Here is a 16,221-nt window from a genome sequence, read left to right as displayed (position 1 = left end):
AGGTTTACGCCTGCGGTGTATTTTGTACTCACTCCTGTTAATCTAAGATGGCAAATTAAAAATTAACATGCTTTTAGCCCCGATAGCAGCGGCACCACGCCAACCGTAGGGCGGCGTGTACAGCGGATAGCGGGCGCGACCACTGCTAATATGCGCATGCAACAACTGCTCCTTATATATAGGTGTGCTATTTATTACTCGTAACGGAGTGCCTTTACCGGAGAAATTTTTGTAATAATGTATGACGGAATGAGTAACAGCGCCAGGCATATTACAATTGTGCCTGCATTAATAAGTAATATTGCGGGTACACTTATGCTTACCGGAGCTACGCTTACATAGTAGTTTTCGGGGCGCAGGGTAATTACGCCAAAATATTTTTGTATTAACAGCATACTTATACTTATAAGGTTGCCCCAAAAGAGCCCTTTTATTATAAGGTATGCGGCGTTGTATAAAAATATTTTTCGCACTCGCCAGTTATTAGCACCCAGTGCCTTTAGCATTCCCACCATTTGGGTGCGTTCTAATATAAGTACCAGCAGCGCTACTACCATATTTATGGTGGCCACGATGATCATGATAACAATGATGACAATTATATTAACGTCGAATAGTTTTAACCACTCAAAAATATTTATATATTTTTCTTCTATAGTTATGCTGTTAAGGGTAGATGGTATCGCTTTATATACTTCTTCGCCCTTTTCTTTAAGCTGGTTAAAATTGTCCAGGAAAACTTCAAACTCCCCCACCTGCTCCGGCGACCATTTATTCATGCGCTGCACGTGGCGAATATCACCTATTAAATAAGCCGAATCGAATTCCTGAAAACCCGATGTATAAATACCTACTAACTCAAACCTTCTTAAATTAGGCATGCCGTTGCCGCCTTCTTTCATAAAAAAAGTGTTGAATTTATCGCCCACCTTTAAATCCAGTTTATTTGCCAGGTATTGCGAAAGTATAACCTCTGTATTAAGGTTCGCCTTTAGGTTAGGTATACGTCCGGCAACAAGGTACTCCTGCAGCTCGTTCCACTTATAGTCTTTACCTACTCCTTTAAAAATTATACCTTCAAAAGATAGCGCGGTACGAATTATACCCGCCTTAGATGCTACTGCCTGCACATGGCTTATACCTTTTACCTTAGTAAATTTAGGATAAAAGTCCTGTTTTATAGAAATAGGCACTACACTAACTTCTGACTGGTTATCGTCGAAATTTGTAATAATGATATCTCCGTTGAATGCCGATACCTTTTCGCGGATCTTTTCCTGCAGGCCCACACCGGTAGCAATGGCAATGACCATCATAATAATGCCTATTGCTATGGCAATAATGGCAATTTTTATAATTGGTGCAGATATACTACTTTTATGGTTCTTTGCAGTAACCAGCCTGCTTGCTATAAAATATTCTAAATTCAACGTGTATGGTGTCTTTTTCGTTTTTCAAAAATACAGTTTTATTCTCATTAATACTGGTGGCTGCCTGCGGAAATTCTGTTAAGGGGAAGATAAATAGTGGCAGTGAGAAGATTACAGATGATAGACGTGAGATAATAGACAACGGGCAAAGCGCAAGAGGCAATGAACAACTAACAGACAATGGGCAATTAGCTATTGGCAAAAAAAATGAAGGGCTAAACATAAAAACCGGCGCCGATAATTTTGAGAAATACCTCCCATTACTTAAAGGTAAAAAAGTGGGTATTGTGACTAATCAAACGGGAACGATTACTATAAATGGTAAAACCGAAAATATTGTCGACTTTTTAATTAGCCAAAAGACCGACCTTAAAAAAATATTTGCGCCCGAACACGGCTTTCGTGGCACTGCCGATGCAGGCGAGCATATTAAAGATGGCAAGGATACTAAAACCGGGCTGCCTATAATTTCGCTTTACGGTAATAATAAAAAACCAAAACCGGAGCAACTTGCCGGAATAGATGTTTTAGTTTTCGACCTGCAGGATGTGGGTGCACGTTTTTACACCTACATATCATCACTCCATTATATAATGGAGGCTTGCGCCGAAAATAACATTCCGCTGATTATTTTAGACAGGCCAAACCCTAACGGTGGCATAATTGATGGGCCGGTTTTAGAAAAGGAACATACAAGTTTTATTGGCATGCACCCCATACCTACCCTGCACGGCATGACCATAGGAGAATATGGCAAAATGATTAATGGAGAAAAATGGCTTAAAGATGGCGTGCAGTGTAAGCTAACCGTAATACCGTGCACTGATTATAACAGGACAATGCCCTACAGCCTGCCTGTAAAGCCATCGCCTAATTTGCCTAACGACCAGGCTATAAACCTGTATGCCAGCCTATGCTTTTTTGAAGGTACTAACGTGAGTATGGGCCGCGGTACGAATAAGCAATTTCAGTTATATGGGTCGCCCTATTTGCCTAAAACCGGATTTAGTTTTACGCCAGAGCCTAACGAGGGTGCTAAAGACCCACAATATAAAGGTGTGCTTTGTTATGGTGAAGACCTGAGTAAAGCGCCGCAAGTAACAAGGATAGAATTAAAGTGGCTGATTAAAGCTTATAACGCTACCGAAGATAAATCGAAATTCTTTATTCCGTTTTTTACCAAGCTTGCGGGCACAAAAGTTTTGCAGCAGCAAATAGAGGCCGGCAAGACACAATGGGAAATTAGGAAGAGCTGGGAGCTTGGTTTAGAACAATTTAAGACAATGAGGAAGAAATACCTTATATATGCGGAATAAGGGATAAACCATTTCTTAATTTTTATACAAAGTGTTTTAGTGTACCAAAAGGGTTTCGTAATTTTCAGGTATTATAAACGACTAAAACAAAGCGCCATGAATATCACCGAAAAATTAAACGACGTTGTAGAGTACATCATTCAGTTTGTACACAAGATAAAAGGATATATAGAAGACATTATAGCATTCTTTGAAGACCTAAGGGATAAAATAGAAGGATTGCTTGAATATATAGACGGAAAGATACAAACCATTGAAGGTTTTGTAGGCGAGCTAAAACAACACGCCGATAATGAAATAGCTGCTTAAGGCTTAGGGCCTTCCTGATTGGGGAGGCCTTTTTTACGCGCCGCTATTGCCTTTTTAGCCGCCGACCGTGCAATTATATATACAATGAGCAATAAAACAAATATTATAATGGCTGTTGTAAAAATTTCGCCAATAATATCTGCCCACGAAGAGCGTATTACGCCAGCCGTAACATAATACATCAATCCGGATATTGCCAGCGAAAGCACCGCCAGCATTACAATGCGCATTAGTTTCATTCTTCTTCCTGGTTTATGGGTTGCCCAAACTGCAGTATATAATCGTTATTATCATAAATGGCAAACTCACGCATACCATATTCAAAATTTTCTATGGGGTAGCAAATGTTGCAGGTATCTTTATAAGCTTCCCACAGTTCATCTACATTTGTAGTATTTATGTAAAAAGACCCGGTAAACATAGGACCGTTAAAAGTAACATGTTCATTAGGGTACGCCAGCATTACTTCTATTTCGTCACGCAGCAATACCGCCCAGCCTTCTTCAAGCAGGCCACATTCAAAACCCAGCACATCGGTATAAAAAGCAACTGTTGCTGCAATTTCTTTTGTCCAGAACATTGGGGTGAGAGACGTTAGCTTTGCCATAACTTAAACTTTTAAGTAATTATCAATGTCTTTAAGAGGCTTATAGTTCTTTAAAACTGCATTATAATCTAATTTGGAAATGTAATCAGCTGCTCTATTTTCTTTATACCTTTCAGAAGTAACCCTAATCAATTCTTTTTTAGGATTATTAATCGATAGTGGATTACTAAAGTTCAACTTCAAATTAAATATCTTATTAAGACTAACAATGTCTGAAAAGAATATAGATTCTAAAGCGTGAATGTTTAATAAAAATAGTGAATCTTTTTTAAAGTGCAACTTGTTAGCAGCAAACCATTTTTCTCTTACTCTAACTTTATCAGCTTCATTTTCAAAACCATCTAAATCTCTAATAAAGATAAGTAAATCAAAATTATTATTTCTAAGTTCAATTTCTAACAAGGCAGTAAACTTAGCATTATCTAACTGACCACCCTTTCTTCTTTTTAATACCGAAATGTATTGATGATTATATTTTAAGCTTAGTAAATTAGCTATAGATTCTGTATCGTTTGGATTTTCACCTATTAGACCTACTCTCATCATATTAATCTTCTAAATCAGAATGAATCCAGTAATCGCTCAAATCCATTTTTTCCATATAAGCCTGTGCTTTTGCAATTTGCTCTGGCGCTAAATGTTTTAATTGAGTAGCTCCATTTTCTATACTTGAAATTATAATATTGTCCAATTCATCACTATTCAAAGTATTCAACACCATAGGAGAATGGGTAGTTATAATAAATTGGAATTTCTCTGACGCTTCTTTAATAAATCGCATTAAATCATAAAGCTGATGAGGGTGTAATCCCAGCTCCGGCTCTTCTAATAATACTATAAAACGGTCGTTATAGGTAATCTCAGAAATAATGTAGAACAACCGTTTAGTACCATCAGAAAGCTGATTGAATGAAAGCCATACTCCATTTATATTGTATTCTAAATAAAGATTATTAAAATAGATTTCATTTTTATCTGAATTATCTAAACCGAAATTTTGTCCAATTCGTACTCCTTCTATATTTGAGTATTTAGTGAGATTATTATTTAATGAATTTAAAGATTCGTTAATGTTATACGATTTAGTACCTTTGGGAATTATACTATGCAATTTGGTAAAATAGTGTACTCCTATCGCAAATGCCAGCGAACTGTCAGTATCTGGAAAAACAGTATAACCCTCAGGTATTTTCCTAATGACATCGTTAATAGGTTCTTGGATAATTTTAAGAGATTCCGGAATACCGTGACTAATCTTTAGAGGGATTATAAAATCTAACGTACTAATTTCATTTAAATTTTCCCCATCTCCATTTTTCAAGTTAACAACTTTATTATCTTTCAACGACAGATTCTTAAAAAAACCATTATTTTTAACTTCTTTTAAAAACTTAATATTTTTAATTTCTTTTAAAAAATTATTATTGGAAGATTTAAAATAGATGTAACTATGATTATTTTTAATTGCTTGATTTTCTGACAAACTATCGGCCAAATAATTTATAAAATTAGTCTTGCCTGTTCCATTCTTACCTATAATGATATTAATATCTTCATTAAAGGTAATATCTACATTTTTAATGGTAAGGTAGTCTTTAAGTATTGCTCTTGTAATGTATGCTTTTTTCATATCAAATTTGATATATCAAATATATGTTAATAATTTCAATTCTTACACCGGCAACTTCTTTTTCATTTCCTCCACAATATTATAAGCCGCGGGGCAAATGGCAACATTTTTAAGGGTAAGGTTAGATATTTGCTGAAACTTCTTCCTGTCGGTGTGCGGGAATTCCCGGCATGCCTTGGGGCGTACATCATAGATCATGCAATAATTTTCAGCATCGAGGAAAGTGCAGGGTACACTTTGCAGCACATAATCGTTATCCTCATCTATGTGCAGGTATTTATCTATAAACTGCTGTGGTTTTTGCCGAAAATGCTTTGCAATTCTCTCTATATCGGCAAGCGTAAAGAGTGGGCCGGTAGTTTTACAACAGTTGGCACACGTAAGGCAATCTGTTTTTTTAAACTCGCGGTCGTGCAGTTCTTGCATTACGTAGTCTAAATTTTTAGGCACCTTCTTTTTAAGCTTGTCAAAAAACTTTTTATTCTCGTTATGCTTATCTTTGGCGAGCTTAGGAAGCTGTTTTAAAAAATTCTCCATTCCACATTACATTTATCAATCTGCCGCAAAAGTATAAAAAAATGAAAGACCTTTTTGGGAAAGCCATACTTGATTATCAAACCGGGAATGCTCCGGAAAATTTAATTACCGAAACATCAATATCTGAAGAGGATGAAATGGATGTTTCTTACCTCTTTAGGAGCTATGATGCCATGCCGGCTTTAGAGCAAAAGGCATTGCAAATGGCAAGTGGTAAAGTACTCGATGTGGGCTGCGGTGCCGGAAGCCATAGCCTATACCTGCAAAATGAGCGCGGTATGGATGTTACGGCTATAGATATATCTGCAAATGCCATAGAAGCCTGTAAACGAAGGGGGATAAAAAATACCATTGCCGGCGATGTTATGGAACACGAAGGCGGTTATGATACGATACTTTTACTTATGAATGGTGCCGGAATGTGCGGCAAGCTAAAAAGAATATCGGGATTTTTGTATAAATTAAAATCATTACTCAATGAGGGCGGACAAATTTTGCTTGATTCATCTGATATAATTTATATGTTTGATGAAGACGAAGATGGCGGTAAGTGGATTCCCAGTGACATAGACTACTATGGCGAAGTGATTTTTAATGTAACTTATAAAGGGGAAAAGGAAAAACCTTTTAACTGGATGTATATAGATTACAATACATTGCAAAATGCGGCGCATGGCAATAAACTGCAAAGTGAGCTAATTTTAGAAGGCGAACATTATGATTACCTTGCAAAGCTTAGCATATAAAAACACAAAACCCCGCAATGCGGGGTTAGTTATTTTTAACAGTGATAGGATTATTCACCAGAATATTTCATCATGATACCTTGCAGGCTCTGGCCCCACTCCATACCGGCAGCCTGGCCTTTCTCTAAAAGAACTCCTGCTTTAGAAGCTGCTTTTTTACCCACTGGGCTCTCATAGTATTTAATCATTGTTTTTACATCTTCCGGAGTAAATTCCTGCATGTAAATTTCTGCAATTTTATCTGTAAGCCCTTTTAAAGACTCTGTAACTTCTTTTTTAAAATCGGCTTGCTTATCAGCAGGTGCACTTTTAATAATAGGGTTAATTAATGCTTCATACTGTGCATTAGTACCACTAAGCTCAAGCAGCCTAAGTACTTCTTTTTTAAATGCAGGGTCGGCAGCTTTAGTAGTTGCAGTTTGCGCCATACTTACCTGTGCTACAAACATAAAAGCTACGGCAATAAATAATTTTTTCATCTTACAGTTGTTTTGGTTTATTATTAAGGTATATTTAAATACTTATGTGTTTGTAAAGATACACGCCATTTAGGATTTTGCATAACATAATCAACAATAAGTGGGGTTATCTGTTCTTTTTTACTCCATTCCGGCTGGAGGAACAATATTGCATTACCATTTACTTTAGCAGCCTGTTCTTCGGCAAAAATAAAGTCGTGCTTATTGTGTATAATCACTTTAAGCTCATGTGCATTATCATAAACAGCCTGGGTGGGTAACTTATTCTTTTTTGGCGAAAGGCAAATCCAGTCCCAGTACCCGCTTAACGGGTATGCCCCGGATGTTTCTATATGTACCTTTAACCCTGCCGCCTTAAGCTTTAAGGTTATAGGGTCCATATTCCACATAAGCGGTTCGCCACCGGTAATAACAATAGTTTTACCCCATTGGGCAGCATTGGCAACAATAACATCAGTATCTGTTGGTGGGTGCAGGTCGGCATTCCAGCTTTCCTTAACATCGCACCAGTGGCAGCCCACATCGCAGCCTCCCACACGTATAAAATAGGCAGCAGTACCGGTATGATAACCCTCCCCCTGAATGGTATAAAACTCTTCCATTAAGGGCAGCATCTCACCTTTTTCTACTTCTATCTGCGTTTCCTTCTTCAGCATCTTAATTTCAAATAGTTTGCAAAGATACATATTTAATTACAGGCAGTATACAAAAACACAAAAACCGGCTATGTGCCGGTTTATATGTGTAATTATAAGGTGTTAAAGTTTTTTAACCTCACCTTTTGCATACGTATCGTTAGGATCTAAAGCTATTGCTTTAGTAAAATAATCTTTAGCTTTTGCTTTATCTGTAACAGCATAGTAAGCACCAGCATTATCATAAGCCTCTACAAGGTTTTTAGCAACAGCCGGTTTAGATGTTTCTGCAGTACCTAAAGCAGTTACTACCCTAATGTAATTATCATAAGCCACAGCCATTTTAGCATAGGCATCATTAGAGTTAAGGTTTTTGTTAACCCTTGCTTTAAACAGGTATGCATCCTGAGCATCCGGAGACAACTCTAATACTTTATCAAGAGCTACATCTGCCTTAGCAAGCTGCTCTGCATTTAGCTTTTTATCTGCATCCGATTTATTTACGTGATCGTAGTAAATAGAGTATGCAAGATAAAAGCTATCGTAAAATAAATTCCTGTTAGCAGGGTTCGTTGTAGCAATTTCAAATACTACAGCAGCAGGGCCATATAGTTTTTGAGAGAACAGTTTTTTACCAATTTCGTTAAACTCATTAGTAATGTTAATATCCGTTTCAGCTGCCTTTTTAATATCTGCAATAGCACCGTCAAATTGAGTTTTATCTGTAATAACGCTGTTACCTGCGGCATCTTTACCTACAGAAGTTGCAAGTTTAGCAAGGCCAAGGTAAAGGTAATCTCTTGCAATTACACGTTTAGGATCTGCTTTAGTTATAAACTCAGTCATGGCAGTTAAACTTGCAGGATAGTTACCATTTTCGTAAGCAGCATAAGCAGCATAACGCAATATCCTTGGGTTAACCTTATCCATTTGCTGCATTTTCTGAGCTTCAGCCTCAAGCGATTTGTAATCGCCTGTTAGTAGAAGGAAGTCAGCATGCCTCATCCTTGAATCAAGAGAGTAATCTGTTAAGCCCATGTATTTTTCGTAGTAACCAAGTGCTTTAGCATTGTATTCTGTCTTCTTGGCACCATCAGTATTACCCCAAAGGTAGTACGTCTCGGCAAGCTCTCTGTATACGGGGCCATAGTTAGGATTAACAGCAATAATACCGTCAAATGCTTTTATAGCTTCCGGGAAAGCGGCACGGGTATTTTTAGTAATTACACCAAGCTGAAGTTTAGCCCTAAGAAGGCTTGGGTCAAGCTCTGATGCTGTACGGAAATTTTTATAAGCATTGTTCTGGTCCCTGTCCCTGTAATAAGCTTCACCAAGGTAAAGGTATGCCTGTGCATATTTAGCATCTTTTGCAACAGCTTTGTTAAGTACTGCAATCGCTTTTTTATAATCCGGAGTATCGGCATAAATGTAAGCACGGCCTATGTAAACCAGTTGCTCTACATCTTTCTTTTTAAGGTCTTTTTCTACCGCATCAAATTTTGCCTGTGCAGCGGCGGCATTACCACTATCAAGATCCAGTTCTCCTAAACCTATAGTATTATATTCGGCATTGTTTTTTACGGCTTTACCTTTGTTAAAGTATATAGCAGCAGAATCCGGGTATGATTGTGATAAGTATATATCGCCTAATAGAAAATAGTTCCTGCCTTCATCCGGGGTAGATGAAATAAGCGACTTTAAAATTGTTTTTGCTTTCTGGAATTGTTCTGCGTCAATTGCTTTCTTAGCTTCGTTGGCATCCTGTGCGTTTGCCATTCCGAAAAGCAACAATGATAAACCAAGGAATTTAAATTTTTTCATTTTGATCATCTTTAATTTCTCCTTTAATATTTAGTAGTTATTTTATAATTCATTACGTACTTCGATTTCCCTTGGCGGGATCTCTACCGGCAGCAATCCGGATTTTAGAATTATCCTTTGCCCTTCCGGTGCATTTATATAATTTGCAAAACCCATGCCTAAGCCCGGCCTGCCCTGGTAATTTAACAAATACAACTTACGGGTAAGCGGATAAAAACCCGTAGATATATTGCTTTGCGAAGGCTTAAAATATTTTTTTCTGCCCTTGTTAATTTTAACATTATCTACACCAAGAACCGTTAAATTAGCCACATCCTCTACAAGTTCCTGTGGAGGCTGTACCAGCCAGTTTACACCAACAACCCCAATAGTACCAGCATTTTGTAAAACAAATTTAATTACTTCCTGGGTGTTGTTAAGCGAATATACGGCATTTGCAGGAATTTTTGTAACCCCAGCATTTTTCATTAACATTTGCAGGGCACTCGAATTAGGGTTATCAAACACCAGTTTCTTTACTGTGGCAGCCTCTTCGCCGCGCATAACCTTATAAACATCTTCAAGGTTAACAACAGTGTCAGTAGTTGATTTATTAGTGATTAATGCAAGAGCGTCAGTAGCAAAATGGGTAATGCGCGGCTTGATGTTGAATTTATCAAAATGCGCCTTTTCATTTTCTGCAAGTTCCCTTGTAAGCACTACAACAGCACTCGAATCGCGCATTATGGCATTTACAATATCGCTCTCGCTACGGTTAACCTGCAGTATGTGTGCCTTAGGGTAAACACTTTTAAACACGGCAAGCACATCTTCTACAATGGGCTGTACGGTAGCATCTACCTGCAGGTTAAGGTTACCCGCAATAGTTGTTTCATCTGCAACTTCTATTTTAGATGCTGTATCATTTTTGCATGCAAAAAACACGCCCGAACTTATTATAGCTATCGCTAATAAGGCATACGTATATTTCATTTACTTAATATTTAAAGTCAGCGGTAACTTATATGACGCCCTTACAGGTTTGCCATCAATAACACCGGGAGACCATTTTTCTTTAATCGTTTTTAAAACCCTGATTAGTTCGTCGGCCATACCATAACCTGGGTCGTTTAATATATGGTAATTACTCATGCTGCCATCTTTTTCTACAACAAAGCTTACATAAACCCTGGCAGTCATACTGTCTTTAACCTTAGGTAACCTGTAGCGTTTGTTTATAAAGCCGTAAAATGCATTTACACCACCGGGAAATTCAGGCTTTATATCTGTTTCAACCGCCCAACCCGGAGTTTCCTGCTCTGTAAAAGAAGGAAGCGCAGGGGTTTGCCCTTGTGCTTTAGCACTAAGTGTAAACAATACCGTAATTAACGTAAGTATTAGTATTTTCATTGCCTGCTGCTTTGTAAAAGTCGTATAGCCCTAAACGCTCCATAAATTATTACCAGTATGCCAAGTGTTACCCTGCCGTTGTAAGTAATGTTAATAGGAACCTTATTAGTAAATATGAGCATAAAACCAAAAGCAAAGTACAACATAAAGAACACTATGCCTAAAACGAACAGAAATCGCTGTAAAGGCGATTTCTGTGTTTCGTAGCGGGACCTTCTTCCAGTAACCATCGCTAAATATTTTAATTAAGATTTTATATTAATCGTAATAGGAAGGTTATAAGAAGCCCTTACCGGTTTACCGTTCTGGATACCCGGAGACCATTTAGTTTTTAACGATTTTAATACTCGTTCTGCTTCTTTACCTAATCCGTAACCCGGATCCCTAAGTACTTTAATAGCCGTAAGCGTACCATCTTTTTCTACAACGAAAGATACATATATCCTTGCTGTCATGTCCTGGTCAAGCTCCGGAATCCTGAAGTTCTTGTTTACATACGTATAGAAAGCTGCAATACCACCAGGGAATTCTGGCTGAACCTGTAGTCCTGCCGAATTATAAATTGTATTACTATTATCTACAGGCTCTACACCTTTATCAAGGTCACCAGATGGTTTGGCAATGTTAATATCACCTGTAGGGCTTGCCTCTGCGTTACGAGAACTTGGATCGGCATCTTTAAACTGCTCCACTTTAGGAGGATCTTCCGGCACATCTTCTTTCTTTGCTGCTTCAAGAGGCTTAAATTTAACCTCTTCAACTATCGATTTTGGTGCCTGGTAAGCCTCAACCGGTGGCGGTGGTGGCGGTAACGCAGCCTCAACAGGAGGCTCCGGTATATCAACCACTTCTATAACTTCTACTTTTTCTGTATCAGCAGTATCATCGCCTGATTTCATGTTACTGATAATTACAGGAGCACCAATAGCACCTGCAAAAAGTAATGTACCAAGGATAATGGCTACTGTAGTAGTTTTTGGATTTTCTGACCTTAGCTGATAAGCGCCATAACTTTTATTGCGCCCCTCAAAAACAAGGTCTATCCATTGTTTGTTAAATATACTTGACATATAATTTATATTTTATAGTTAATAGCCAAAGCTTAATATAAACCTTTGTCTTTTAATAGAGTAACTTCTTCCGGAGTGATATCGCCTATAGCATAAAGCTGTACTTTATTTATAGCCATCTCATCAAGGATGTCTACAAGGTTTTTATAGCTTGCAGCATCACTTGCCTTAATGTTTACAATAAGCCCTTCGTCAGCCTTATCAGTAAATTTCTTAGCGTAGGCGGTATTTTTAAGGATTTCCCTTCTAATTCCATCTTTACCAAAGGCAGCTTCTGTAGGCTGAATCCTTGGCGTTTTAAGTATACCCATATACCAAAGTATCTTATTATCCTTACCTATAAGAATTGTCATCATCCTGTCTTCAGGGATAGGAGTCCTATCTATAACCTGATCTTTGGGGTTTTTATCCGGCATAGCCAGAGGCATAGACTGTGGTTTAGACAGCGTAGTGGTAAGCATAAAGAAAGTAATAAGAAGGAAAGCTAAATCTACCATCGCGGTAAGGTCAACCCCGGGATTTGATTTTTTACTTCTTACTTTCTTGCCGTCGCCACTGCCGCCGCCGGTATTTAATTCTGCCATTTTATATTATTTTATAATATTAAAAATCTTTGTTACGTAAACCTGTAATTAAAAAGAATCTATTTTTTTTCTGCTCCTGCAAAATATCAATAATTCTTTTTACGGTCATAAAATCTTCTTTAGCATCACCTTTGATAGCGATACCAAGATCTGCTTTTTTACCAAACTCTTCAGTATTAATTTTACCTGTTTGCAGTTGGTCTTCATAAATTGCTTTATGCGCTTCCCTTGCAAGTTTAACCCAGTCAGACAACTGGTCGTTAATAGTATCGTAAGGAATACCTATCTGGACACCCGGAGCGTTTCTTACAGCAGAAGACTTAGATAACAAACTCTTCAACTGGTTTAAAGGCACTCCAAAACCATCCATACCTTCAAAAGCCTTATATTCTTTTTCTGTAAAAGTAAGACCTTTTTCCTGGCTTATACGCTCAAGTGTTCCCCTGCGCGAAGCTCTTGGTATGGTAAAAAACACCTGCTTATCTCCTACTGTAATGGTAGCCACACCTTCTTCGGGCAGCTTATCAATAATAGTAGATGCCGGCGTATCAACCGGTTTTGGTTCCGGCTGTTTTGCAGTAGCAGTCATAACAAAGAAAGATAACAAAAGAAATGCCACGTCGCACATTGCGGTCATGTCTATCCTTGTACTTTTCCTGGATATTTTATGTTTAGCCATTATTATATTTTATTTAGCCAAGGCACCCTGAAAAGCGCACCATTAAAGATACGCTTTCCTGCCTTATTATTTTAAACTTTAACTATCTAATTATGCGTTGTTTGCACGAGCTCTAAACCTTCTGTAAGTTTGAGCAATTGTGAAACCTGCCTCATCAATAGCGTAAGTAAGTTTGTCAATTTTAGTAGTGAAAAGGTTGTAAGCAATAATTGATACTGTAGATGTACCAATACCTGTAGCAGTATTAATAAGTGCCTCAGAGATACCTACGGCAAGCTGAGCTGAATCTGGAGTAGAACCAGCACCCATCGCAGAGAACGCCTTGATCATACCAGATACTGTACCAAGTAGACCAACAAGTGTACCAATAGATACAAGTGTAGAAAGGATTACAAGGTTTTTCTCAAGCATTGGCATTTCAAGAGACGTAGCCTCTTCAAGCTCCTGCTGAATTGCAGCTTCTGCTCTTTCGCTGTCAAAACCTTCGCGTTTTACTTCTTCATATTTTAAAAGGCCTGCTTTTACAACGTTAGCAACAATACCTTGTTGTTTGTCGCACTCAGCCATAGCCTCGTTAATGTTACCACCTTTAATTTGCGCCTGTACTTTAGCAATAAAAGCCTCTACGTTACCTTTACCGGCAGCTTTAGATATTACCATGAACCTCTCTATAGAGAATACAAGTGCCATCATTAATAAACCAAGAAGCACAGCAACGATAACTCCCCCTTTGTAAACAGTACCTAAAAATCCAAGTGGATGCCCCTCTGTAGTTCCACCTTCAAAGTTAGATGGGCTACCCATTATAAACTTCCATACAAGGACACCTACAAGAAGACATACAACAATTGCAAGACCTGCAAATATATTAGACCCTTTAGAACCTTCCTTTTTTTCAACCTTTTGAATAGATGCGTTTGCCATTTTTTTTAAAAATTTAGTTTTCTGATTTTTTAATAATAATAGTTTCTTATTGATATAATTTATTCGGCATAAGATTGGCAAATTTATATTATTAGGTGGTAAAAAAAAATAAAATGATTTTTTTTATCAATTCTTAACAATAATTTATCCCAACAATAATGGCACGGAAACATCCCATTGCAGGCATTTACTTAAACAAAATCAATTTTTAGCAACTCAAACCTACTATTCATTAATAATTATTTGAAATTAATATACATTCCTATAAATAACACAAATCACACTTATTTATTGTACACTACCCATAAATAGCCTCAATTTAATTAAAACTATGCTTTTTTTGGCAGGAATTTAAATACAAAATATAATTATTGTAATAATAATACTACAAATTTATGAGCGAAAAACGTTTTAGTTACCCATTCTTATGGTCAAACTAACATACTTTAAATTTAAAAAGCGCGGTTTATTGTACACATAGGAAGCAATAAATTAAATGGCAGAAAAAAGTTTTAAGAAACCTTTTCTTAACCTTAAAGTTGCTACGTTTTTAAATCAGGATGTTCAATTATAAAAGATAACTAAAGAGGCAATTTTCGTTATATTAATATGCCACACCTATTAAACGAAAATACATAAAACACTAACAAACAACGTATTGACTAAAGACAAAGAAATTAAATTATTTCCTCACACAAAAGCTTGTTATATAAATCTGAAAAGAGATAAGAAAAAAGCGTAAAAATCACACTTATTTTGTCATACGCAACATTAAATTGCTACACACTATCTTTATTTTAACTCTGTAATAAATACTGCTGAGCAAAAACAGCAATTACATGGCACCCTTTTGCTTTTCGCTAAAGCGGTCGGCTTGCAGCTCTAAAAGCTCGATCGCTTTCTTTTTCTTATAATTGTATAGTTCACGGTCGTTTCTTATTTCGGCATACACATCATCATAAATGCCGGCATCTGTAGTGCGCATAAGTTCGCGCTGGTGGTTGCTCTGAGCAAGGTTTGTGCGTATTCCGGCTTCGCCATCTTCTATCTTAAAATCATACTCCCCTTTAGGAGAAAGTAGCTTAGCAATAATGGGAGATGTTTCTATAGCAAGAAAAAGAAGCATTATAAACAGCGAAGGCAAAAACGGCAATTTATTGAGCGCATTAATACGCGCCATAAGTCCGTCGAACCCATCAATAACAGGTTGCGTATCGGCAACCTTCTTGTCAAGGCTGGCTTGCAGGGTAGTACCCAGCTTTTCTTTTTCGGCAATCTTTGCAAGATTAGCTTTGCGCAACGCATCCAACTCTTTAAGGGCAGCATCATGCTTTTGTCGTTTCTCATTATACACAGGGCCTTTACCCATTTTAAGGGTACCTTTAGTACCTTCTGCTTCGGTAATATAAGTGGCGTACAAATCGTTAACCTCTTTCTCTTTTTTAACGATGTCCGATTTTAAACTATCCGTTTGCGCCTTGTTCTTGTCAAGGTCGCCCTGAAAAAAGTTTGCCACCTCTTTTTTATTGGCAATTGCCATAGCATTTTTTTCTTTAAGCAAAACCGCGTTAATCTCTTTTTCAAAAATCTTAATTTCTAACGGTTTAGAAATTACAATGGCAATAATTATGGCCAGTATAATACGTGGTGTAGCCTGCAAAAATTCCTGCCCAAAGCGGTCGCGCTTGCGAATGGTAGATACTATAAAACGGTCGAGGTTAAAAATAAGCAGCCCCCATATAAGCCCAAAGAATGTGGCGGTATATATACTATCAAAAACCGTATAAAGTGCATAAGAGGCCGCTATCCAGGCAAGGAGTGCGGTAAAAAAAACAGTAGCACCTATACCGGCATACTTGTTTTGCTCGCCGTTAGAGCAGGAGTAAATAATGGTTTTATCTGCCCCGGAGCAGGTAATAAAAAATTGTTTCAGCATGGTATTCGTTTTTGATGTGATGATTGATGTGCCTGCTGCAAAAGCAGGTTAATAATAACAACTGTGTGATTAATACAGCGGCTACAAATGTAACGCCTTTTTTAATACAATGTTGTTAACGGGCTGGCA

At 37.5% G+C, this 16,221-nt stretch carries 19 protein-coding genes; 3 read left to right on the top strand and 16 right to left on the bottom strand.

Going from position 1 to position 16,221, the window contains the following annotated elements; translation table 11 throughout:
• Positions 1 to 194 precede the first annotated feature (194 nt).
• Positions 195 to 1,430, bottom strand: a complete 1,236-nt coding sequence (locus F565_RS0110960; protein WP_020213273.1) for an ABC transporter permease — start codon at positions 1,428 to 1,430, stop codon at positions 195 to 197.
• Positions 1,431 to 1,435: 5 nt separating this feature from the next.
• Here F565_RS0110960 and F565_RS0110955 point away from each other — a divergent pair, with 5 nt between their 5' ends.
• Together F565_RS0110955 and F565_RS21495 are read left to right on the top strand one after the other, a co-directional pair.
• Positions 1,436 to 2,746 (top strand): exo-beta-N-acetylmuramidase NamZ family protein, encoded by a 1,311-nt coding sequence (locus tag F565_RS0110955; protein ID WP_020213272.1) that lies wholly within the window; start codon positions 1,436 to 1,438, stop codon positions 2,744 to 2,746.
• Between the two features lie 96 nt (positions 2,747 to 2,842).
• Positions 2,843 to 3,055: a hypothetical protein gene (locus tag F565_RS21495; RefSeq protein ID WP_020213271.1), complete on the top strand. Its 213-nt coding sequence runs from the start codon at positions 2,843 to 2,845 to the stop codon at positions 3,053 to 3,055.
• On the opposite strand, the gene F565_RS0110945 is transcribed toward F565_RS21495, so the two are convergent.
• The 5 genes from F565_RS0110945 to F565_RS0110925 are packed head-to-tail and all read right to left on the bottom strand — an operon-like array spanning position 3,052 to position 5,829.
• Positions 3,052 to 3,294: a hypothetical protein gene (locus F565_RS0110945; RefSeq protein WP_020213270.1), complete on the bottom strand. Its 243-nt coding sequence runs from the start codon at positions 3,292 to 3,294 to the stop codon at positions 3,052 to 3,054. The genes F565_RS21495 and F565_RS0110945 overlap by 4 nt on opposite strands.
• Positions 3,291 to 3,662: a VOC family protein gene (locus tag F565_RS0110940; RefSeq protein WP_026300004.1), complete on the bottom strand. Its 372-nt coding sequence runs from the start codon at positions 3,660 to 3,662 to the stop codon at positions 3,291 to 3,293. The genes F565_RS0110945 and F565_RS0110940 overlap by 4 nt, the downstream gene beginning before the upstream one ends.
• Positions 3,663 to 3,665: 3 nt before the next feature.
• Positions 3,666 to 4,208: a hypothetical protein gene (locus F565_RS0110935; protein WP_035642914.1), complete on the bottom strand. Its 543-nt coding sequence runs from the start codon at positions 4,206 to 4,208 to the stop codon at positions 3,666 to 3,668.
• A gap of 1 nt (position 4,209) precedes the next feature.
• Positions 4,210 to 5,292, bottom strand: coding sequence for an AAA family ATPase (locus tag F565_RS0110930; RefSeq protein WP_020213267.1), 1,083 nt, complete (start codon positions 5,290 to 5,292; stop codon positions 4,210 to 4,212).
• Between the two features lie 42 nt (positions 5,293 to 5,334).
• Positions 5,335 to 5,829, bottom strand: a complete 495-nt coding sequence (locus F565_RS0110925; RefSeq protein WP_020213266.1) for a YkgJ family cysteine cluster protein — start codon at positions 5,827 to 5,829, stop codon at positions 5,335 to 5,337.
• Positions 5,830 to 5,870: 41 nt separating this feature from the next.
• Here F565_RS0110925 and F565_RS0110920 point away from each other — a divergent pair, with 41 nt between their 5' ends.
• Complete coding sequence (locus tag F565_RS0110920; RefSeq protein WP_020213265.1) at positions 5,871 to 6,575, top strand: class I SAM-dependent methyltransferase; 705 nt, start codon at positions 5,871 to 5,873, stop codon at positions 6,573 to 6,575.
• Between the two features lie 50 nt (positions 6,576 to 6,625).
• Here the strand turns inward: F565_RS0110920 and F565_RS0110915 are convergent, their stop codons facing one another.
• From F565_RS0110915 to F565_RS0110865, 10 genes are all read right to left on the bottom strand, one after another.
• Positions 6,626 to 7,054: a DUF2059 domain-containing protein gene (locus tag F565_RS0110915; RefSeq protein WP_020213264.1), complete on the bottom strand. Its 429-nt coding sequence runs from the start codon at positions 7,052 to 7,054 to the stop codon at positions 6,626 to 6,628.
• A 23-nt stretch (positions 7,055 to 7,077) separates the two neighbouring features.
• A complete protein-coding gene (locus F565_RS0110910) occupies positions 7,078 to 7,710 on the bottom strand; it encodes a 7-carboxy-7-deazaguanine synthase QueE (RefSeq protein WP_020213263.1) in 633 nt (210 codons plus the stop codon).
• Positions 7,711 to 7,812: 102 nt separating this feature from the next.
• Entirely contained in the window at positions 7,813 to 9,510 is a 1,698-nt protein-coding gene (locus F565_RS0110905; RefSeq protein ID WP_020213262.1) for a tetratricopeptide repeat protein, read from the bottom strand.
• Positions 9,511 to 9,552: 42 nt separating this feature from the next.
• Positions 9,553 to 10,482 (bottom strand): PstS family phosphate ABC transporter substrate-binding protein, encoded by a 930-nt coding sequence (locus tag F565_RS0110900; protein ID WP_020213261.1) that lies wholly within the window; start codon positions 10,480 to 10,482, stop codon positions 9,553 to 9,555.
• Positions 10,483 to 10,899 (bottom strand): energy transducer TonB, encoded by a 417-nt coding sequence (locus F565_RS21490; RefSeq protein WP_020213260.1) that lies wholly within the window; start codon positions 10,897 to 10,899, stop codon positions 10,483 to 10,485.
• Positions 10,900 to 11,144: 245 nt separating this feature from the next.
• Positions 11,145 to 11,969, bottom strand: coding sequence for an energy transducer TonB (locus F565_RS0110885; RefSeq protein WP_020213258.1), 825 nt, complete (start codon positions 11,967 to 11,969; stop codon positions 11,145 to 11,147).
• 32 nt (positions 11,970 to 12,001) lie between these two features.
• Positions 12,002 to 12,553, bottom strand: coding sequence for an ExbD/TolR family protein (locus F565_RS0110880; RefSeq protein WP_020213257.1), 552 nt, complete (start codon positions 12,551 to 12,553; stop codon positions 12,002 to 12,004).
• A 19-nt stretch (positions 12,554 to 12,572) separates the two neighbouring features.
• The gene (locus F565_RS0110875; protein WP_020213256.1) at positions 12,573 to 13,232 is read right to left on the bottom strand and encodes an ExbD/TolR family protein; all 660 of its coding nucleotides are present in this window, start codon (positions 13,230 to 13,232) and stop codon (positions 12,573 to 12,575) included.
• A 90-nt stretch (positions 13,233 to 13,322) separates the two neighbouring features.
• A complete protein-coding gene (locus tag F565_RS0110870; protein ID WP_020213255.1) occupies positions 13,323 to 14,156 on the bottom strand; it encodes a MotA/TolQ/ExbB proton channel family protein in 834 nt (277 codons plus the stop codon).
• Between the two features lie 835 nt (positions 14,157 to 14,991).
• On the bottom strand, positions 14,992 to 16,092 hold the full coding sequence (locus tag F565_RS0110865) for a DUF4407 domain-containing protein (protein WP_020213254.1): 1,101 nt from the start codon (positions 16,090 to 16,092) through the stop codon (positions 14,992 to 14,994).
• Positions 16,093 to 16,221: the final 129 nt, after the last annotated feature.

Origin of the sequence: Flavobacterium rivuli WB 3.3-2 = DSM 21788, from assembly GCF_000378485.1 — a bacterium.
Lineage (GTDB): Bacteria > Bacteroidota > Bacteroidia > Flavobacteriales > Flavobacteriaceae > Flavobacterium > Flavobacterium rivuli.
This window is presented reverse-complemented; position numbering and strand designations above follow the sequence as displayed.